This is a genomic window from Sulfitobacter sp. TBRI5, from assembly GCF_051013555.1.
Lineage (GTDB): Bacteria > Pseudomonadota > Alphaproteobacteria > Rhodobacterales > Rhodobacteraceae > JL08.
The window spans coordinates 2,680,493-2,700,325 of record NZ_CP112884.1; the positions used below are offsets into that span (position 1 = coordinate 2,680,493).

At 56.2% G+C, this 19,833-nt stretch carries 22 protein-coding genes and 2 pseudogenes; 8 read left to right on the forward strand and 16 right to left on the reverse strand.

Annotated features, from left to right (window positions below):
- Nucleotides 1–42: 42 nt before the first annotated feature.
- The 4 genes from OLX72_RS13525 to hisA form a co-directional block, all read right to left on the reverse strand.
- Entirely contained in the window at nt 43–354 is a 312-nt protein-coding gene (locus OLX72_RS13525) for a phosphoribosyl-ATP diphosphatase (protein ID WP_114870784.1), read from the reverse strand.
- Complete coding sequence (gene hisF, locus OLX72_RS13530) at nt 351–1,112, reverse strand: imidazole glycerol phosphate synthase subunit HisF (protein WP_114872324.1); 762 nt, start codon at nt 1,110–1,112, stop codon at nt 351–353. The genes OLX72_RS13525 and hisF overlap by 4 nt, the downstream gene beginning before the upstream one ends.
- Before the next feature lie 81 nt (nt 1,113–1,193).
- On the reverse strand, nt 1,194–1,634 hold the full coding sequence (locus OLX72_RS13535; RefSeq protein ID WP_433988880.1) for a YqaA family protein: 441 nt from the start codon (nt 1,632–1,634) through the stop codon (nt 1,194–1,196).
- Nucleotides 1,627–2,349, reverse strand: a complete 723-nt coding sequence (hisA, locus tag OLX72_RS13540) for a 1-(5-phosphoribosyl)-5-[(5-phosphoribosylamino)methylideneamino]imidazole-4-carboxamide isomerase (RefSeq protein WP_114870782.1) — start codon at nt 2,347–2,349, stop codon at nt 1,627–1,629. The genes OLX72_RS13535 and hisA overlap by 8 nt, the downstream gene beginning before the upstream one ends.
- A 138-nt stretch (nt 2,350–2,487) precedes the next feature.
- On the opposite strand from hisA, the gene OLX72_RS13545 reads away from it, so the two are divergent.
- Both OLX72_RS13545 and OLX72_RS13550 read left to right on the forward strand, forming a co-directional pair.
- Nucleotides 2,488–2,880: a DUF2147 domain-containing protein gene (locus tag OLX72_RS13545; RefSeq protein ID WP_114872323.1), complete on the forward strand. Its 393-nt coding sequence runs from the start codon at nt 2,488–2,490 to the stop codon at nt 2,878–2,880.
- Nucleotides 2,881–3,003: 123 nt separating this feature from the next.
- On the forward strand, nt 3,004–3,399 hold the full coding sequence (locus OLX72_RS13550) for a DUF2147 domain-containing protein (RefSeq protein ID WP_254684603.1): 396 nt from the start codon (nt 3,004–3,006) through the stop codon (nt 3,397–3,399).
- Nucleotides 3,400–3,411: 12 nt separating this feature from the next.
- Here OLX72_RS13550 and hisH read toward each other — a convergent pair whose 3' ends face one another.
- Nucleotides 3,412–4,050, reverse strand: coding sequence for an imidazole glycerol phosphate synthase subunit HisH (hisH, locus tag OLX72_RS13555; RefSeq protein WP_114870781.1), 639 nt, complete (start codon nt 4,048–4,050; stop codon nt 3,412–3,414).
- A 4-nt stretch (nt 4,051–4,054) separates the two neighbouring features.
- On the reverse strand, nt 4,055–4,642 hold the full coding sequence (hisB, locus tag OLX72_RS13560; protein ID WP_114870780.1) for an imidazoleglycerol-phosphate dehydratase HisB: 588 nt from the start codon (nt 4,640–4,642) through the stop codon (nt 4,055–4,057).
- 130 nt (nt 4,643–4,772) lie between these two features.
- Here hisB and OLX72_RS13565 point away from each other — a divergent pair, with 130 nt between their 5' ends.
- Complete coding sequence (locus OLX72_RS13565; protein ID WP_114870779.1) at nt 4,773–5,012, forward strand: Lrp/AsnC ligand binding domain-containing protein; 240 nt, start codon at nt 4,773–4,775, stop codon at nt 5,010–5,012.
- A 58-nt stretch (nt 5,013–5,070) separates the two neighbouring features.
- Here OLX72_RS13565 and OLX72_RS13570 read toward each other — a convergent pair whose 3' ends face one another.
- The 3 genes from OLX72_RS13570 to OLX72_RS13580 all read right to left on the reverse strand — a co-directional run bounded on the left by OLX72_RS13570 (nt 5,071) and on the right by OLX72_RS13580 (nt 8,416).
- Nucleotides 5,071–6,069, reverse strand: coding sequence for an agmatine deiminase family protein (locus tag OLX72_RS13570; protein WP_433988881.1), 999 nt, complete (start codon nt 6,067–6,069; stop codon nt 5,071–5,073).
- A 32-nt stretch (nt 6,070–6,101) separates the two neighbouring features.
- Complete coding sequence (locus OLX72_RS13575) at nt 6,102–6,563, reverse strand: GNAT family N-acetyltransferase (RefSeq protein WP_114870777.1); 462 nt, start codon at nt 6,561–6,563, stop codon at nt 6,102–6,104.
- 803 nt (nt 6,564–7,366) lie between these two features.
- Nucleotides 7,367–8,416 (reverse strand): alpha/beta hydrolase, encoded by a 1,050-nt coding sequence (locus OLX72_RS13580; RefSeq protein ID WP_114870776.1) that lies wholly within the window; start codon nt 8,414–8,416, stop codon nt 7,367–7,369.
- A gap of 349 nt (nt 8,417–8,765) precedes the next feature.
- On the opposite strand from OLX72_RS13580, the gene OLX72_RS13585 reads away from it, so the two are divergent.
- From OLX72_RS13585 to OLX72_RS13595, 3 genes are all read left to right on the forward strand, one after another.
- Nucleotides 8,766–10,004: an APC family permease gene (locus tag OLX72_RS13585; protein WP_433988882.1), complete on the forward strand. Its 1,239-nt coding sequence runs from the start codon at nt 8,766–8,768 to the stop codon at nt 10,002–10,004.
- 336 nt (nt 10,005–10,340) lie between these two features.
- On the forward strand, nt 10,341–10,955 hold the full coding sequence (locus tag OLX72_RS13590) for a dimethylsulfonioproprionate lyase family protein (protein WP_114870774.1): 615 nt from the start codon (nt 10,341–10,343) through the stop codon (nt 10,953–10,955).
- 249 nt (nt 10,956–11,204) lie between these two features.
- Entirely contained in the window at nt 11,205–11,975 is a 771-nt protein-coding gene (locus OLX72_RS13595; protein ID WP_433988883.1) for an enoyl-CoA hydratase/isomerase family protein, read from the forward strand.
- 167 nt (nt 11,976–12,142) lie between these two features.
- On the opposite strand, the gene OLX72_RS13600 is transcribed toward OLX72_RS13595, so the two are convergent.
- Nucleotides 12,143–12,583 (reverse strand): GFA family protein, encoded by a 441-nt coding sequence (locus tag OLX72_RS13600; protein ID WP_433988884.1) that lies wholly within the window; start codon nt 12,581–12,583, stop codon nt 12,143–12,145.
- Nucleotides 12,584–12,928: 345 nt separating this feature from the next.
- On the opposite strand from OLX72_RS13600, the gene OLX72_RS13605 reads away from it, so the two are divergent.
- Nucleotides 12,929–13,849: a DMT family transporter gene (locus OLX72_RS13605; RefSeq protein WP_433988885.1), complete on the forward strand. Its 921-nt coding sequence runs from the start codon at nt 12,929–12,931 to the stop codon at nt 13,847–13,849.
- 7 nt (nt 13,850–13,856) lie between these two features.
- On the opposite strand, the pseudogene OLX72_RS13610 reads toward OLX72_RS13605, so the two are convergent.
- Nucleotides 13,857–14,200: pseudogene (locus tag OLX72_RS13610) on the reverse strand (IS110 family transposase); the annotation flags it as partial.
- A gap of 88 nt (nt 14,201–14,288) precedes the next feature.
- Between OLX72_RS13610 and OLX72_RS13615 the strand changes: the two are divergent.
- A pseudogene (locus OLX72_RS13615) lies at nt 14,289–14,381 on the forward strand (IS6 family transposase); the annotation flags it as partial.
- Nucleotides 14,382–14,445: 64 nt separating this feature from the next.
- Here the strand turns inward: OLX72_RS13615 and OLX72_RS13620 are convergent.
- From OLX72_RS13620 to OLX72_RS13640, 5 genes are read right to left on the reverse strand one after another with little or no spacing between them, the layout of a single operon-like run.
- The gene (locus OLX72_RS13620; protein ID WP_114870771.1) at nt 14,446–15,933 is read right to left on the reverse strand and encodes an aldehyde dehydrogenase family protein; all 1,488 of its coding nucleotides are present in this window, start codon (nt 15,931–15,933) and stop codon (nt 14,446–14,448) included.
- Between the two features lie 25 nt (nt 15,934–15,958).
- Nucleotides 15,959–16,813: an ABC transporter permease gene (locus OLX72_RS13625; protein WP_114870770.1), complete on the reverse strand. Its 855-nt coding sequence runs from the start codon at nt 16,811–16,813 to the stop codon at nt 15,959–15,961.
- The gene (locus tag OLX72_RS13630) at nt 16,810–17,673 is read right to left on the reverse strand and encodes an ABC transporter permease (RefSeq protein ID WP_114870769.1); all 864 of its coding nucleotides are present in this window, start codon (nt 17,671–17,673) and stop codon (nt 16,810–16,812) included. Before OLX72_RS13630 ends, OLX72_RS13625 begins: the two co-directional genes overlap by 4 nt.
- A complete protein-coding gene (locus tag OLX72_RS13635; protein ID WP_114870768.1) occupies nt 17,670–18,740 on the reverse strand; it encodes an ABC transporter ATP-binding protein in 1,071 nt (356 codons plus the stop codon). Before OLX72_RS13635 ends, OLX72_RS13630 begins: the two co-directional genes overlap by 4 nt.
- A gap of 50 nt (nt 18,741–18,790) precedes the next feature.
- A complete protein-coding gene (locus tag OLX72_RS13640) occupies nt 18,791–19,804 on the reverse strand; it encodes an ABC transporter substrate-binding protein (protein WP_254684602.1) in 1,014 nt (337 codons plus the stop codon).
- Nucleotides 19,805–19,833 lie beyond the last annotated feature (29 nt).

Here is a 19,833-nt window from a genome sequence, read left to right on the forward strand (position 1 = left end):
TCTGCCCCCGGACCCCCGAGAATATTTGGAAACAGAAGAAGATCAGGGCGTGCGGCCGGCTTTTTCGGCGATGCCGCTTTGGTTTTGGCGGCGATCAAGTTCGGCCATCACATCCGCCAGCGGTACGTCGCGCGCGGCCAGCATCACCAGCAGGTGATAGAGCACATCCGCCGCTTCGCCGGTCAGTGCGGCGGTGTCGCCCTTCACGGCTTCGATAATGGCCTCGACCGCTTCTTCCCCGAATTTTTCGGCGCATTTTTCGGGGCCTTTGGCCAGCAGTTTGGCGGTCCAGCTTGTTTCGGGATCGGCGGATTTGCGGGCGGTGATGGTGGCGTAAAGATCGTCCAGTGTCATGTCAGCCTCATCGGGATGCCTGCCGCGGCCATGTGGGCCTTGGCCTCGCGGATGGTGAAATCGCCAAAGTGAAAGATCGAGGCTGCCAACACGGCGCTGGCGCCGCCCTTGGTGACACCATCGACCAGATGATCAAGGGTGCCGACACCGCCGCTGGCGATGACAGGAATGTCCACGGCATCGGATATGGCGCGGGTCAGGGGCAGGTTGAACCCTGCGCGTGTGCCATCGCGATCCATTGAGGTCAGCAGGATTTCACCCGCACCCTTGGCGGCAACGGTGCGGGCAAATTCAACCGCGTCGACCCCGGTGGATTTGCGCCCGCCATGGGTGAAAATCTCCCATTTTCCGGGGCTGACGGTTTTTGCATCTATGGCCACCACAATGCACTGGCTGCCAAAATGATCTGCTGCTTGCGTCACAACATCGGGATTGGCCACGGCGGCGGAATTGAACGACACCTTGTCGGCCCCCGCCAGCAGCAGATCGCGCACGTCCTCGCGGGTGCGCACACCTCCACCCACGGTCAGCGGGATATAGCATTGTTCGGCTGTGCGGGTGACAACATCAAACATGGTGCCGCGGTTTTCATGAGTGGCATTGATGTCCAGAAAACACAATTCGTCTGCGCCTGCCGCGTCATAGGCCTTGGCGCTTTCCACCGGATCACCTGCATCAATCAGATCGACAAAATTCACGCCTTTGACAACGCGCCCGTTGGCAACATCAAGGCACGGAATGATACGGGTTTTCAGCATGATGCCGACATAATGCGATGCGGCCAAAGGATCAATGGCCAAGCGCTGGTGCATTGCACCGGCGGATATCATGTTTTCCCGTCAAGCGAACAGGTTGAACAGCCCCAGAACGACCATGTACCGGAGCGTTTTGGAAATCGTCACCAGAAGCAGGAACAGACCAAACCCCATCCGCAGGACGCCCGCAGCGACCGTGATCGGATCACCGATCAGCGGCATCCATGCCAGCAACACTGCCCAGTATCCCCATCGTGAAAACCAATTCTGGGCCTTTTCCAGTTGGCTGGCAGATGCCGGGAACCAGACGCGATCCTGAAAGCGGAGCGCGATGCGGCCCAGCAGATAATTCAGGATCGAACCAAGGATATTGCCGGTGCTGGCCACGACAAGCAGTGTCAGGGCGGAATATGTCGACAGCGACGCCAGTGCCAGCAGCGCAGCCTCGGACCCGCCGGGCAGCAGGGTGGCCGCGGAAAGCGAAATCAGGAACAGGCCGGCCAGAGGCCAGATCATCTCAGCCATTCAGAGCAGTCAGCGCCTCGGCCAGATCAATCGCCCCGTCATAAAGCGCGCGCCCGGATATCGCGCCGTTCAAATCTGCGCCGCAATCACGCAACGCGATCAGATCGGCAAGCGAGGACACGCCCCCTGATGCGATGACCGGAATACTCACGGCATTGGCGAGGGCTGCCGTCGCCTCTATGTTCGGGCCTTGCATCGCGCCATCGCGGTAGATGTCGGTGTAAATGATCGCCGCCACACCGGCGTCTTCGAACGACCGCGCCAGATCGGTGACCATCACATCGGTTTCCGTCGCCCAGCCTTTGGTTGCGACACGGCCGTTGCGCGCATCAATGCCGACAGCCACCTGACCGGGAAACGCACGCGCGGCCTGACGCACCAGATCAGGGTTTTCCACGGCGACCGTGCCCAGAATGACCCGCGCCAGACCCTTGGCCAGCCAGCGTTCAATCGTTGCCATATCGCGGATGCCGCCGCCCAGTTGCGCGGGCACGCGGGTTTGCGCCAGAATCGCCTCGACCGGCGCGGCGTTGACGGGTTCGCCTTCAAACGCGCCGTTCAGGTCGACGAGGTGCAGCCATTCGCAGCCTGCGTTGACGAATTCCATCGCCTGTGCGGCGGGATCATCGTTGAACACGGTGGCGCGGCCCATATCGCCATGGACAAGCCGTACGGCCTGTCCGTCTTTCAGATCAATCGCGGGGTAAAGGATCATGCTGCATCTCTTGGTAATGGTCCGCGCGTTCTTATCCCCGACTTGACGTCAATTGCAACGCGACGTTGGGTTACACTTGCCAGATTGCAGAATTGGTACGCAGGGTTTCGCCAGGTCCATCAAAACGAGGAGATGATGATGAGAAATCTGGCATTAACTGCGGCTATCGCGCTTGGTCTGGCGGGACCGGCTTTGGCCGATCCGGTTCTGGGCACGTGGCAAACCGTGAGCGATGACAATGGCAATTATGGCCATATCGATGTGGCGCCATGTGGTTCCAAAATCTGCGGCACGTTGGTGAAATCTTTTGCCGCTGGCGGCGCAGCCGGCCCAAGCGGCAACATCGGCAAGCAGATCATCTGGGATATGGAAGCCGAAGGTGGCGGGGCCTATGGCGGTGGCAAGGTCTGGTCGCCGGACCGTGACAAGACCTACAATTCCAAGATGCAGTTGAACGGCAATACGCTGGCGATTTCCGGCTGTATCCTTGGCATATGCCGTGATGGCGGTACATGGACCCGGGTGAACTGATCCAACTTCAACATTGACCCGTCGCTCAGGTGCGGCGGGTTCAAAACTGATCCCTTGGCTTGTGGTAAAATCGCATTATTGTTTTGAACAGTGTCGTTGGACCCTGATCAAGGAGTGATGCGGATGTTCAGATTTCTGTTTGCGGTGTCTTTTTCTGTAATCTGCACCGTATCAGCGGCGCAGGCCAGCGATGCCGTAATTGGCCTCTGGAAGACAGAACCGGACCGCAAGAAACTGACTTCGCATATCGAAATCCGCGAGTGTGGCGTCAAAATATGCGGCAAGGTCATGGAAGCCTTCGACGTTTACGGAAAATCCGTGAAAACGCGCAATGTGGGGCGCGAACTGTTCTGGGATGTCGAGGATCTGGGCAGTGGAAACTATGGCAACGGCACGGTGTTTGTGCCTTTGCTGAATGTCAAAGCGTCAGCCAGCATGAAATTGGCAGGCAACACTCTGAAAGTGACCGGTTGCAAAGGCAAGATCTGTGACGGTCAGACCTGGACCAGATTGAAATAACTGGACGTGCGCCTAGGGTGACCATTTCAGGAAATTTGCGATCAGACGCAAGCCCGTGTTCTGGCTTTTTTCCGGATGGAATTGCATTCCGATCATGGTGGAGTGGCCGATCACAGCGGTGATGTCACCGCCATATTCCACATGCGCCAATCTGTCTGAAGAACGCGACACAACATAATGATAGGAATGCACAAAATAGGCGTGGTCGCCGCTGGAAATCCCGTCAAATACCGGGTGGGGCACATCAAGGATCAGATCATTCCAGCCCATATGAGGCACCTTCAGCGACGGATCGTCGGGCGTGATGCGCACGACTTCACCACTGATCCAGTCCAGGCCTTTGGTATCTGAATATTCGCGACCCCATGTCGCCATCAACTGCATCCCGACGCAAATGCCCAGAAACGGGCGGCCTTTTACCTCGACCGCTTCGCGCAGGGCATCAAACAACCCGCTATGTCCGGTCAGCGCCGCGTGGCAGGCGGGAAACGCCCCGTCACCCGGCAATACGATTCTGTCAGCGCGGGCCACAACATCGGCATCGCCGGTCACAACCACATCCCCGGCACCGGTGTCCTGCGCCATGCGCTGAAACGCCTTTTCGGCGGAATGCAGGTTGCCGCTTTCGTAGTCGATGATCGCAGTCAGCATGGCGCTACAGCGCGCCCTTGGTCGAGGGCAGGGCACCCGCGCTGCGCGGATCAGCCTCAACCGCTTCGCGCAGGGCGCGGGCGACCGATTTGAACGTGGCCTCGGCGATATGGTGGCTGTTGATCCCGTGCAGAGCATCGATATGCAGCGTTATGCCGCCATGTGTGCTGAGTGCCTGAAAGAATTCGCGCACAAGCTCTGTATCGAACGTGCCGATTTTTGCGGTTGGCAGGTCTGCGTTCCAGATCAGAAACGGGCGGGCCGACAAATCAAGGGCACAGCGCACCTGCGCATCATCCATCGGCAGCAGGCACGATCCGTAGCGGCGAATGCCGCGCTTGTCGCCCAGTGCCTTTGTCAGGGCCTGCCCCAAAGCAATTCCGGTATCTTCCACAGTGTGGTGATCATCAATGTGCAGATCGCCCGTGGCGGAAATTTCCAAGTCGATCATCGAATGGCGCGCCAACTGGTCCAGCATGTGATCGAAAAAACCGATCCCGGTCTGGTTGTCATAGGTTCCGGTGCCATCAAGGTTGATCTTGACCGAAATATCGGTTTCGGCGGTTTTGCGGGTGATCGTGGCCGTGCGCATGGTGTTTATCCTGAACGATTTCGAGGTCTTATAGGCGGGACGGACCAGCGGGCCAAGCACCCAGTTTGAGGGATTGCAGCGCCCGTGTCCGATATGCCAGTTTGTGCAGGCCTGAAGGAGCACCAAAGATATGAGCACCTGCGTCTTTATTCAAATCCGCTGTACCCCCGGAACCACCTATGCCGTCGCCGAAGAGATCGCCCTGCGCGAAATCCATTCGGAACTGTTTTCGACCAGCGGTGAATATGATCTGCTGATGAAACTCTACATTCCCAAGGACGCGGATGTCGGCAAGTTCATCAATGACAACCTGCTGACCATCAAGGGAATCGAAAGGTCGCTGACGACATTGACGTTCAAAGCATTCTGACCGGGCCACAAGGCAGGGGCGGACGATCTGGTTCCAGCTGCTGCGTTTACGGCGCGGGTTACTGCTGGGTAATACAATGAATGCCGCCACCACCGATCGCGATTGACGGGATGTCTACCGCCACGACCTCGCGCTCTGGGAATAAATCATGATATATTTCAAGCACTTGGCCGTCTTCCTTGATCCCGTATGACGGCATGATAACGCCGCCGTTCACGATGTAGGAATTGACGTAAGAATCGCAAAAGATTTCGCTTTCGCTGTCCAGACCGGTCGCGCCGGGTAGCGTGCGTATCGTGATCGGCCGGCCCCTGGCGTCTGTCTGGCCCTTCAGCGCATCAAGATTGGCCAGATAGACCTCGTGCAGTTCATCATTCGCTGTCTCGGCGCCTTGGATCGCGACGACGCCGGGGGCGACAAAGGTGGCGATGCCGTCAACATGGCCGTCGGTTTCCACTTCGAACGCATCGCCTGGCAGCCAGATCACCTTTTCGCCGCCCAGCATCTCTTTCAGCTCTGCTTCGATCTGCGCGACCGACCAGTCGGGGTTTCGATTGGCGTTGGGAAAACAGCTGAGTGTTGTCAGAATGGTGCCTTCTCCATCCACGCTGACGCCGCCGCCTTCTGCAATCAGGTTGGATGTAAAGGCTGTCAGTCCGGCGGTATTCAGGATGGTTTCGGCCACGGCATTGTCGCCGTCAAAAGGCGTGTATTTCCTACCCCATGCGTTGAATTCGAACGCCGTGCCCGCGCGGTTGCCCTTGCCGTCGATCAGAAAGCAGGGGCCGGAATCGCGGCACCAGCTGTCATCAATCGGCGCCTGCAACATGTCGATATCGCTGCCCAGCAGATCAGCGGCCTGATTGGCATCGCGCGGATGCACAACCATGGTCAAAGGTTCAAAGCGGGCAATGGCGTGGGCGACCGCCGCATAATTCGCGCGTGTTTCACCGATATCATCCCACACTTCGGTCCGGCAGGGCCACATCATCCATGTGCGCAGGTGGGGCGCCCATTCGGCGGGCATGTAAAAACCGTCTTTTCGGGGCGTGGACATGATCGGCCTTTCTGTATTGCTACTGTCGAGCGCTATTCCGTCGCAAGGGTCTTGGAATATTGAACAAACGGAGTGAGCGTTGATACGCGATCATAAAGCTGGCGTGCGGTTTTGTTGTTGTCCTGCGTGTGCCAGTAAACCGACGCGGCCCCGTTTTCTGATGCAGCCTGATATACGGCCTCGATCAGGGCGCGGCCCAGTCCGGTGCCGCGCTGGGCAGGGTCGACATAAAGATCCTGAAGATAGCAGGTGTTGGCAACGGTCCACATGTCCCGATGGAACAGGTAATGCGTCAGCCCGACCGCTTTGCCGTCCAGCCGCGCGATAAAGCCGTGATATTCATGCGGATCACCCGATAACAGGCGCGCAAAGCTGTGTTCATACACAGTTTCGGGCACAGTGCTTTCGTAGAATTCAAGATATCTGGTCCACAAAACACGCCAATCGGCCTGATCCGCAGCCGTGACGGGGCGGATTGCCCACGCGGGCGTCATGTGGTGCCTGCTGGTCTGTTTGCGTTCAGCACGCAATTCGGGGCGGATAACGTCATGGGCAAATCCTTTGTGACAGGCGGGTTCGGGGGTTCGGCGGCCAGTGTCGTGCCGCGCGCGTCATTCTGCAATCCCTCGGATGCATGAAAAACGGCGGCTTTCAGGACGCGCAAAAAAGAAAGACCGCCCGAAGGCGGCCTGATCTTTGTTCCACTTTAAAGTGGATTGGAGCGGGCGAGGCGATTCGAACGCCCGACCCTAACCTTGGCAAGGTTTCGAGGTCCCCAGAAATACTAAACCATTCCAACGGCATAACAGGCTATCACCCCGAAATGCTCTGAAAATACTCCTAGACTGGCGCGGAATGGCAGTCAAGTGGCACGGATTTTGTGTGTTAGGGCAGCTCAGCCTTGCCGCTGAAACTCCTGACAACAAGACGATCTCAATCGACGCGATTTCCAACCAAGCAGGTAAGATTTAACGACGAATTATCTATTGCATCAACTCTTGTGCTCTGAGTGTGGGAATGACCGCTTATTCCAACACTGGACGTTCGCCGCGCTCCGCATCTATGACCGAGTTGCGGGACAAACCCGCCTGATGCTGATGCAGAGAAAATCCACTCTAAGTGACGGCCAAGTCGCCGAACATGTAGCGGCATTGCGGCACGCTTCCCCGAACCAGACATTCAAAATGGTCTAATGTGTCGCAATTCAAACCGGACTCTTGGTGCATGGGCACTGCTAGCCTCACTTGCGGGCTTAGTTGCTGTTGGTTTTCAACCAGTTCACTTCCTACGGCTCAGTTCAGTCATCGAGCAAGTGCTCGGACACCCAATCGCCCGCTTTGCTAACAGCAACTCTGGACTCAGGCGACTCCGGCAAAGCCGCCATGAAGACATGTGGCATACCTTCATAAAGGTCGAGCTTCACGGTCTGCCCGGCCTGATCCAATGCCTGATGGAGCCTGACAAAATTGCTGAGGAATATCTCTTTGGTGCCGCCCTGGATGAGCGTTGGCGGGAAGCCCTTTGCAAAGTCGCCGTAAACCGGAGAGACGTAGGGGTGCCGGTGGTCCGTTTCATCGGCATAAGCAAGCGCCGAGGGACCGAGGACGTCCTGGTATGTGAAGAACGGCTCGGCATCCCGGAGCGTCACATAGCTATCCCCAGTCTCAGAGATATCGGTCCAAGGCGACCAGAGAATCAATACTGCGGGCATTTCCATGCCCTGATCACGCATCTTCAACACACTGCCGGCCGAGAGGCCGCCGCCCGCCGAGTCGCCGTAGAGCACGATATCCGAAGCCGCAAAGTCTTTCTCACCAAGGGCGGCGAAGACGGATAGGACCTGATCGGTTGTTTCTTGCCACTTGGAATGTGGCGCCAGAGTGTAGTCGACGGCCATTACTGTCAGACCCGTTTCATCGGCAAGTAGGATCGCTGAGGTAATCGCACCTCTGGCGGAGTTGAAGACATAGGCGCCACCATGTAAGTAAACTGCGATCTTGTCGTTGCGTGCCAGTTTGTCAGGTGTGACCTCGACCACTGGGACGCCGCCAAGCGTGATATCCCGAAGCGCACCGTTGAACGCCTCAACGAACGGTGCCGCCGCTTTGATCTTAGCAGTGCTGTCGGCGTCCTGCAGTGCTTGCCACGCTTGCACATCATCCGGGGAAGGCACCGCCGCGTCCCGCCCTTGGCCAAGTGCGTTTAGCACTGCGCTCCATTCAGACGAGATCGTATCAGGCGCGTGCGCCCACAGGGGCTCAGCATCTTGAGCAAGCGATACTGTGGCGATTTGTGCGACGGCGGTGACACTCGCTATAAGCCAGAGCAGATGATTGCGTTGCTTCATAGCGGATACACTCCTGAGCTGTTGTGGTTCTGCACAATGATAATTGATTTTCTCAAGGTTAGCGTTGACTCAAGTCATCTTGTGCTTTGAACTGGCCTTCGCCTCTCGCTAAACGTCGCCGCAACTATTTGTGGCTGAAGGATAGATGTCTACTTTACCTGCAGCGCCAAGTTTTGATTTATTACTGGCTCAGATCAGTAGCGAAGGACTGGTTCTGTCCGTAGCGCGGAAATAGATGTCCCAATCTCGCTGCGCTGTGAATGTACAGCACAAACCCAGCCAAAACTGAACCTTCTATACCGTCGGGTGCCAATCAGTGCTACGATTCCAACCCAAGACAAGGTTGCAGATGTCGAAAACCGAACGAGACGCAGTCCCACTCAAACGATCGATCGGCCTGATGGGGCTTGTCCTGTATGGTCTTGGGGTTACGATCGGGGCAGGGATCTATGTTCTTGTGGGCGAGACGATCGTGCGGGCCGGACCATACGCCCCTGCTTCCTTTTTGCTCTCAGCCTTTGTCATGGGATTTACCGCAGCGTCATTCGCTGAATTATCAGGGCGTGTGCCGCAAGCAGCGGGGGAGGCAGTCTACGTCGAGAAATCGTTTGGTATTGCCTGGATGACCATTGCCGTTGGTCTTGCTGTACTGATAGAGGCGATGATTGCGGCTGCTGCCATCTCTGTCGGGTCAGCAGGCTATATCGCTGAACTCATCCCCTTACGCAGCGAAGTGTTGGTAGCTTTTGTCGTCCTGTCGATGGCAATGATCGCAGCTTGGGGTATTCGCGAGTCCATCGCGATCGCGGGAGCAATGACGCTTGTAGAGGTCGCCGGACTGCTTATCATTATCGTCCTCGGACTGGTCAACGACCCCGGCAGCATCGCCGAATTGCCGCGATCGCTGACTCCGCCTGTTGGGGACTGGCCAGCCGTGTCTGGTGTGCTGGCGGCCAGCATGCTTGCCTTCTTTGCCTTCATCGGGTTCGACGACGTCGTCAATCTTGTGGAAGAAGCTAAGAACCCCAAAAAAATCATGCCCTGGGCTATAGGAATTACATTGGCCGTGGTCACGTTGCTCTATGTTTTGGTATCCTTCGTGGCCGCGAAAAGCGTATCGGTCGAAGAAATGGCCAAAACATCTGCCCCGATCAGCCTGCTTTTTGAACGCCTTACCGGATTACCCCCGCTCACGATCACATTGATCGCGATCATTGCCACGATGAACGGTGTGGTCATTATCCTTATCATGGCTGCCCGCGTCACCTACGGGATGGCAAAGGCGAGAAGATTGCCCGCTTGGATCGGGACCGTGTCGCCGCGCACGCAAACACCGGTTCGCGCAACCGTGATCATTGCCGCGGTCGTTCTGGTTATGGCGATCTTCACGCCGCTGGACGTCCTGGCAGAAACATCTTCGGAGGTGCTTTTGACAGTCTTCGCGGTGATCAATCTGTCACTGGTCTGGTTCAAGATCAAAGGCGTGGCGGCACCCGAAGGTGCTTTTACGGTTCATATCGTATTTCCGATTGCGGGCGCAGTATTCTGCTTCGCCCTGGTGGTGGGCGCGTCACTTGCCGGGGGTTGACGGCTAACACCGGCTCACGTGGATCATGGACCGCTGAACAGACTGCCGATATTGTCCTTATTCGCCGCAGTCTGCACCGATGTCGGCTCGGCGGACAATGAGGACATTCGTCTGCATTGCAGATGTCTTGCAAGCGGACAACGATTTCTTTCTCCAAACTTTCTGTTTTCCGGGACACCCAGTTTAGCACATGACTTGCCAACCGCCAAATTCGACCGATCAGGCTGATTTTTTTGAATTGACCAAGCATGATTGCGACTTGAAGCGGTCGTAATCCTTGCAGAGATATGAACAAAAACTGACCAAGGCTAAACCGTCATTCGGAGTCCTTTGGCCATGGTGCAAAACAACATTTTCCAAAACATGCTGCAGGCAATCGCGGAAGTCTATGAGAGCGAACCCGATCCGCAAGGGCCTCATACGGCCAAAACTCTTTTGGTGACACCATCGCCTGTGGCCTTTGACCCTGTTCTGCCCTGCCGGTTTCATGCGGGCATTCGCGCGGTCTTGGCTGACAGCACCCACCCGACAGCACGCTCGGTTCTGACAGCACAGAAATTTCTGTCTTGGGGATCAAACCCCGTCGAAGGGAATACCGAAGAGAGTATTGCCGCGATGATAAGCGTGTTGACACTGATGGGGCCAGAGGGACCGATCCCCGCGCCAGATGTAAGGCTGGGCTTGGTCTATATGCGACCCGAATGCTATTACCCGCTGCACCTTCATGATGCTGACGAGACCTATGCCATTATTGCAGGACAGGCGCTGTGGACAGCCGGCGATGACACCCGGATGCGAGGGGCGGGCGACATGATCCATCATCCCAGCCTGATGCCGCATGCCTTTCGCACCGGATCTGAGGGTTTTCTCGCAATCTGGCGTTGGAGTGGAGACATAAATACCCATTCCTATGCCTTCATCGAGGATCACGAGACTGAGTTGATGGCCTGACGAGCGCTTGACCCAGTTGTTTTCAATACTGTTGTTAGCAGAGTTATCCCAAAAGCAGACGTCAAAGATGATAGTAATAAATGTCGGCTGTGCGGACTAAGCGGCCGTCGAGAGCCGGGTCACTAACTGAGCTGGCGACCGGGACCCGGGCCCCTCGACATTCAGTCCCAGACTTATGTACTCTGAGTCAGCCAGACGGGCTAAAATGTACGTTGCGGTTTCAGGATATGTTTGCAGTGGGATCAGTCTATGTTTGAGCATGTCGCAATCGATGTCGTTTCAGGGGTCGGTTGGCTTCGTTTCGATCGGCCACGGGTCAATGCCTTCGATCGCCAAATGCTTGATGAAACCGAGGCGGCATTTGATTTGCTTCTCGCCGACGAAACAGCCCGTGTAATTGTGCTCGGATCGACCAACCCAAAGTATTTCAGCGCTGGAGCTGACCTCGAAACATTCCGGAACATTTCGTCGGAAGCTATCGATGACTGGGTCACTACGTGCCACCGGTTGGCCAGAAGAATCCGCAGCGGACCAAAGCCAGTGATTGCATGTATCCGAGGTGTTGCGGTTGGAGGCGGCCTTGAGATGTCTCTCCACGCCGACCGGCGCTTCTCGGCGCGCGACGCTCAGCTGGGACAACCTGAGGTCAATATTGCCTTCGTCCCACCTGTTGCCGGTACCCAGGCTTTGGTTCGCTTGGTGGGGCGCAGCGCGGCACTCAAGATTCTGTATTCGGGCGAATTGATTGATGCCGAAGAGGCGCTCAAAATCGGTCTCGTGGATGAGATTCATGATGCGGGAGAGATTGAGGCCACGGTCCAAGTATTCTGTGAGCAACTAGCCACCAAACCCCCGAACGCGCTTGCTGCAATCCGTCGCTGCCTTGCTGATGGCGGTGATACGACATTCGCGGAGGGAATGGCGATGGAGGCGCATGAGGCGTGCGTACTCGCAGAGCACCCAAATTTTCGGGAAGGGATAGAAGCTTTCCTCAACCGTCGTCCCCCAAACTGGACATGAGAAGGCAAATGGACGGGGGATAACGATGGCCCGACTGTCTGATAAACTCTACCTATCTTCCTTTATCTGATCAAAGGCGACAGGTCCGCTCCGGGCTCTCTGCGGCCATCCGGTCGATATTGTCGGACGGCCGCTTAGCGGAGCCAGGCACTCACTCGGGCAGGCTATTAGGCCCCGGCTGGCCAGGCAAAGCTGGGTTGCAGTGCCTCGTAGACCGGGCGACCATCCGATGGTTTCGGGTAGCCTTTGCTCTCGTCCCAGAACGCGTGATAAGTTGCATCAGGAAACGCCGCATCGTCGTAGCCCATTACGTTTGGCACAGCGACCCGGATGCGCTTCTCCTTATCGTCCAGCATGAGAGCTGCCCCGCATTCAGAGCAGGTGCAAAGCTCCAGCGGACCGTCTGGGTTGTCCTTGTTGAACGGTTGTCTAGCCATCTTCTCGGGATGATCGGCTGTTAAATCACCCCAGTTGAAGAAAGCCACATGTGTGTGCTGCTGGCCGGTCACCGATTTGCAAACATTGCAGTGGCATTCATGGTTGTCGATCGGTTCGCCGGAGGCGGTTACACGCACGTGGTGGCATCCACCCTGATATTGGCTGGCCATTTAATCCTCCCTTTTTATCGGCACCAGTCAATCCGGCACCTTGCGTCACAAGCATAGCACAGCGCCCGGCGAGTCGCGAAATTCTCGTCGGTATCGAATGTTGTGATCGAGCCAAATGTCGCAAAAGGGCTCAAAGCGGAAGTTCACAGGTTTTTGGCGAGTGTCTGCTGTGTCGCGTCAAGCCGCCGTTAGCGACTGGAAATTCGAAACTTTGGTTCCGAATAGCTGCTTTTACCGGCACCAGACGTTCGCTGCACTCTGTATTAATGACCGCCTTGCAGGACAAAACTGCCGTTCATTTGTGATGGTGATGCCAACCACATCAGCGTGTGTTAGCTGTCAGAAATGGATAAGCCAAACTCAATCGAAGGAGCAGCTACCCCCTATGCCCTTGCGGTAGCTGGTGTTCTTTTTGCATCCATCTGCTTTGGCTTTGTCCCGTATTTTAGCCGCGGGTTGACCGATCAGGGTCTCGCTCCCTACGCGGTTGCATTCTATCGTTACATATTGGCAGCGATTATCCTGATACCGGCAATTCTGAAGTATCGCTCAAATTGGCGGGAAATCGTCTGGGGAATGGTGGCCGGAAGCGTGATGGGGCTTGGCTGGGTCGGTTATGTCACGGCTCTTGAGACAGTTCCTGCATCGACCGTTGGTGTTTTATATATGACGTATCCGGTGTTCACGATTGTGATCGCATGGGCGCTTTTTGGCGACCGACCGACACGGCGCAGCATCGTTGCAGCTGGATTGATAGTTGTTGCGGCGATCATTGCTGGTTCTCCGGCATCTGTGCCCCCAGACCAGATTCCAACGCTAATCGTGTCCTTGGCGGCACCTTTTGGATTTGGTTTTGGCATATGTGTTCTCGTTCATCGCCTGTCTCGCATTGCTCCTTTGGCCAGAATAGCGTCGGTCTCGCTTGGGTCGGTCATTGGCCTTGCCCCTCTCATTCTGACGTCTGAGGTTGGTGAAATCCTGCCAAAGGGCGGGAGTGACTGGTTTCTGATTGTTGGGATCGGCCTTGTGACCGCGCTTATTCCGCAACTGATTTACACTGTCTGTTCACCTATAATCGGTGCGACGCGCACGGCTGTTATTGGAAGTATTGAATTGCCGACGATGTTTGCCGTTGGCGTGCTGGCTTTTGGTGAAGTGATTACGGCTGCACAGGCGATTGCCTGCGCTTTGGTATTGGGGGCGATAGCCATGACGCAAAGCCGCTCGACGCGAACTGTCACGACCGTAATCAGTAAGGAGCCATAAAGGTAACCTCTTCCGATTTAGGCTCGACAAACCGCATCTCCGGGCGCTGCGCAGCAATGACAATTGCTTCAGCGTCAGCAGCATCGTTCTTATGGCGCTTTACAAATGGTTTCACATATTGCGGCGCAATCAGTTTTGTCTCATGGCCTAGGCGGACCATCTCACGCGATCAATAATATGCGCTGCCGCATGCTTCCATTACAACGACTGCGGGTGGGTGGTCTCCCATGAACCTCAAAAACTGCACGCGTGTCAGCTTCTTGCAGAACCTGACTTGCCCTGTCATCGATGCGCCGTGAACCTGAAAACGCTCTCCGCCAGATCGACGCCTATCATTGTATCCTTCGTCATGGTTGCCGTCCTTTCCTGCTTCAGTGGCTGTACTCCACCATCATGGCACATTGCGATGCCGTCGAGGGAGGGCGGCAACCACCCCATCTTCAATCAGGAACGCAGCCTTTCAACTCGAACGAATTTCAAACTCAACCGTGCCGCCGCTCTGGCTGAGTGGCGCGGTCTCTTCGTGAATTAATGGACAGTGTCGCTGTCCTTGCAGAGACGGGTTCGAATTGGTCTGACAGCGCCATTGCAACCGCTTACCAGCCGCCTTCTGCACGGCGGTCATAGCTTTCGCCGCCCAGATCAAAGACTAGAAGTTTCTTCTCGGTGAAGGTTTCCAGGAACCATTGGGACAACTCACGGCCCACACCGGATTGGCCTGCGCCACCGAAGGGCGCGAGCTGATCCCAGTAGTTTGAGGTTTCGTTGATATTCACCGATCCGTGCGGCAGCGCCTCGCCCACACGCCAAGCGGTTGCCAGATCTCTGGTCCACAGGGAGGCAATTAGTCCAAGCCCCGACAAATGCGCGATGTCGATAGCTTCCTGAGCGTCTTTAAATTTGTAGATCGGGGCCACGGGGCCAAAGGTCTCTTCGCGCATGATGTCCATGTCCAGCGTAACATCGGTCAGGATCGTAGCTGGATAATAAAACCCTTCTTCATTGCCGATCTGCTCGATCTTGGCACCCTTTGCACGTGCGTCTTCGACATGTGCCTTTACCCGTTTCAACGTGTCGGCGTTGCAAAGCGGCCCCATTTCGGTATCTTCCTTGCTCGGATCACCGATCTTTAACTGAGCTGCCCGAGCCCGGAATTTTTCAAGAAATTCGTCATAGACGTCTTCATGCACAAGCAGTCGCTCGGCCGAAGTGCAGACCTGACCGGTGTAATAAAAACACCCGTTCATGGCGCCTTCGACGGCTGCATCGATATCGGCATCGCCCATGATGATGAATGGTCCGTCGCCCCCCAGTTCCAGAAGATGCGGGCGCAGAGCGCATTTCTCGGCGATCTTGCGGCCAGTTGCGGTCGACCCTGTAAAGAAGACCCCATCTACGTCGGAGTGATCGACAAGTGCCGCACCAACGTCGCCTTTGCCCTGCACTATGTTGATCACACCGTCTGGCAGGCCCGCATCGCGGAAAACGTCGCCCATCATGGCACAGGAAACCGCAGCGTATTCCGACGGCTTCCAGATGACCGTGTTGCCCGCGGCCGCAATATGCGCCAGTGCAATCGACGAAATGTCAGTGGGGAAGTTATAGGGCGTGATCGCCGCAACGACACCCAGGGGCCGATGGCTCATCACCAGACGTTTGTTGCGAGTGCGTTCCTGGGTTGATGGAAAGCTCAGTCCGCGATGTCGCAAAATCTCCTCGGCAGATTTGGCCCAAGACGGGGCCGAGTATTCGAAGACTTCCTCGCGCGCATCGGTGATGGTCTTGCCGATTTCGGCGGTGATCATCTGGGCAATCGGTTCGGCCCTTTCAAGAAAAATCTGGTGAATCCGGCGCATAATCTGCGCGCGCTCTATCGTCGAAAGCGCGGCCCAGCCCGGCTGTGCCGCCCGCGCGGCGGCCACGGCTTTGTCAACATCGCCGACATCCGCGCGCCCAACCTGGTGCAGCACCGATCCGTCATGCGGATTGTGGACATCGAATGTTCCGCCGCTGCCGTCCTGCCAACTGCCGTTCACAAGCATGGCCTTCAACGTGTCTGTATTTTTACTAATGTGCTTATTCATTGTGGTATCCTCCTTTTTTCGCCGCCTAGCGGCTGTTTGTTTTGTCTCTTAGAAGCAGAACCGACGTGACGATCAGAAAGGCCGAGGCCAGTACGATCAGTGCCCCAACGGCATTGATTTCCGGCGTGATGCCCCGCCGCATGGTTGACCAGATGTACATCGGCAGAGTGTTGTCGCGCCCGGTCAGGAAAAATGTCACTGGAATTTCGTCAAAGCTGAGTGTGAAGCTGAGTAATCCCGCCCCGATGACGGCTGCGCGGATATTGGGCAAGGTGACAAACAAAAAGGTGTGCAAGGCACCCGCCCCCAGATCCAGAGAAGCTTCCTCGTAACTTTTGGGAAGACGCTGAAGTCGCGCAAACACCTGTGTCACAACCACCGCAAGAAGGGCCGTTGCGTGCCCGATGATCACGGTTTCAAGGCTGAGCGGCATGCCAAACAGCTTGAACATCGAAAGCATCGAAATACCGGTGATGATCCCCGGCAGCGCGATTGGCAGCAACACAAGCTTGCGGAATATAGCCTTGCCAGGGAAATTCAGCCTATCCAGTGCAATCGCTGCGGGAACCCCGATGAGTAGGGTCAGGACCGTGGCACAGGTGGCGACATAGAGCGAGTTCCAAAGTGCCTCCAACAGTTGTTCATTGGCGGCAAGCTTGCGATACCAGTCGAGCGTTAACCCAGTCATCGGCCAGCTTAGCGAGCGCGAAGAGTTGAAGCTGAACAGAACCAGTACCGCGATCGGCAGATAGAGGAACGCCAAGATGGCACCTATGACCGTCCGCCAGACGGTGTCTTCGAAAAACTGCGCAGACCGGAATTTCTGCTGTTTCGCCGAAGCGGCCAAGACACGTAGTGTAGATGATGTTGAAACTGTCATGCCAACCGCCCTTGGCCAAGCCGTTCGAACCGGTCAGATGCGGAGATGATCAGCAGAACAATGACCAGCATCACCAATGCAAGGGCAGAGCCCAGCGGCCAGTTCAGTGCCGCGCCGAATTGTGAGGCGATCACATTGGCAACCATCGTTCCGTCAGGTCCACCGACAAGGAAAGGCGCGATGAAATCACCGAATGACAGACAGAAGGTCATCGTGAAACCGGCGACGACGCCGGTCAGCGACAATGGAAACGTCACCTTGATAAAGGTCGACAATGCGTTTTCGCCAAGATCGCGGGACGCCTCGATGTATGACCCGGGTATCTTCTCCAGCGCTGCATAGATCGGCATGACCATGAACGGGATGAACACGTAGGTCAAAGTCAGGACCATGGCGGTCTGATTGTAAAGAAACACCGACGACGGTTCATTCAGGATGCCGGTGGACATCAAGAATGAATTCAGGATTCCCTGCGTTCCTAGAATGGTTTTCCAAGTATAGGCGCGCAGAAGATAGCTGACCCAAAGCGGTGCTACGACCGCCATATAAAGCGCGAGCCTCACCCCCGGTCGCTTGACCTTGAAGACAAGGAAATAGGCGTATGGATAGGCTAGAACCAACGAACAGACACTCACCAGACCGGCGATTTTCAGCGTCCGCAGCAGGACATTGAGGTATTGCGGATCGGTGATCAGCGTCTTGTAATTCCCTAGCTGGAAATCCGGCACGAATAACGGAAATTGTGCCCTCCAGAAGGAATAAACCAGAAGAATAGTGTAGGGTACGAACATGAAGACGACCGTCCACAAAAGCGGCGGGGACAGAACCAGCGCCGCGCGAAGTTTGTTGCCGCGCGTCATGCACTCGCCTCTTGTTCAAAACACATCAGTGATTCCGGCGCGACTTCGACAGTAACCTCGTCACCAGGTTTGGGCAGACCCTCGCGCCCGCCGTGTCCTTGCAGCATGTGCGAGACCAAGATGGATTGTTCGCCTGTGCCGATAACAAGACGGGCGGTGCTTCCGTGGTAGAGAACTTCACTTAGCAGTCCGGAAATTTGGTTGGGGCCCCTTTGGGAAGCGGTGACGATCCGCGCCTTTTCCGGACGGAACCCGAACTGGCCATCGGCGTGCTGCTTGAGCCGATCCGGCAGATCAAGCGTTTGCCCGTTCAGGGTGACCTGCCCATCGATGACTTTTGATGTGAAAAGGTTGGTCGACCCTACGAACTCGGCCACATAAGGCGAAGAAGGGCGATCATATAGATCATCAGGGCTGCCATCCTGAATCACGCGGCCAGCCCGCATGACCAGCACACGATCTGCCATGGCAAGGGCTTCGTCCTGATCGTGGGTGACCATGATAAAGGTCAGCCCGACTTTCCGGTGCAGATGCCGCAACTCGACCTGCATCGCCTCGCGCAGGTTTGCATCCAAAGCCGAAAGCGGCTCGTCCAGCAACAACACTTTAGGTTGCCTGACCAGCGCCCGCGCCAGCGCGACTCGCTGTCTCTGCCCACCCGAAAGCTGACTGGGCATTGCATCGACCTTGTCCGACAGGCCAACAAGATCTAGCGCTTCGAGCGCTTTTTCGACGATCTTGCTTCGCGGCCCTTTGGTGAATTTCAACCCATAACCGACATTTCGCCCAACGCTCATATGCGGGAACAGTGCGTAGTCCTGAAAGACCATGTTCACGTCCCGGCGGTTCGGGGGCAGGTGCGTAACATCCCGGCCATCCAGCCAAATTGTCCCCGAGGTCGGCTGCTCGAAACCACCTATCATCCGCAGTAAAGTTGACTTACCACAACCTGACGGCCCCAGCAGTGTAACAAACTCGCCTGTTTCGACGGACAATGAGGCATCGTCGACACCGACAACATCACCCCACCGTTTCGTCACTGATTGAATTTGTACGATTTCAGACATGCGTTTCACCCTGAAAAAGCCGGACCCGTTTCCGGGTCCGGCGCAAAGGATTATTGGCTTTTCACGGCGTTCCAGGCGTTGGTGTAGGTCTGAAGGCGATCACCTAGATTTTCCCACAGCAGCAAGCTGTTGAGGTATTCCGGATCGTCTTGGTGCAACGCCGAGAACTGCTCTTCGCTCATGCAGTTCTTCGCCGCGACCGGGTTGGTGACTGAATAGCCGTTCACATTGGCCACACCGCACTGACCTTGCTCGCTGATCGCCATGTTCAGGAATTGGTATGCACATTCCTCGTTCGGCGTACCAGACACGATCATGAAGCTGTCCATCCACCCTTCCGCGTTTTCTTCCGGGATGAATTCGACAACCTCGATCCCTTCATCCGCCAGGAGCGCGGATTGGTAACCGGCCCAGGTGTTCGATATCCAAACCTCACCGGATTTGTAGAGATCGACAAGTTCGCCAGCGGTCGACCAGTACTTGCGCACAAGCGGGCGCTGCTCGGCAAGCGAGTTTTGCGCGGCCGCGATCTGTTCGTCGCTCAGGTTGTAGATGTCCATGTCGCCATTGTGACGGGCCGCAACGTAAAGCGCGCTCTTGTCATCCCAAAGCGAAACGCGTCCTTCCAGTGCCGGATCCCACAACGCCGCCAGAGATGTCGGCGGGGTGTCGAACTTATCCGGACGATACATGAAAGCAATTGCTCCCCAAGCATATGGCACGCCAAAGACCTTGCCATCGGCATTGATGTTCTCACCTGAGCGAAACTGTTCGTAAAGTTCGTCCCAGCGATCAATCCGGCTTGTATCGACCGGATCAACGAAACCTGCGGCAATAAGCGGGGCGGTCGAGTCGCTCGACGGCGAAATCAGGTCGAAAACGCCCCCGCCGGCCGCAAGTTTGGGCGCGAAATCATCGTTCGAGCCGACATATGTGGCCGTGACTTTACAACCGGTTGCTTCTTCAAAGGGTTTGATGAAGCTGTCGTCTGCATACCCTTCCCACGTTAGCAGGCTCAATTCACCGGCAAAGGCTGGCGCTGATGTTGCCAGCGCAAGCGCCATGGCACTGATGCCCAGTGTCAGTTTTGATG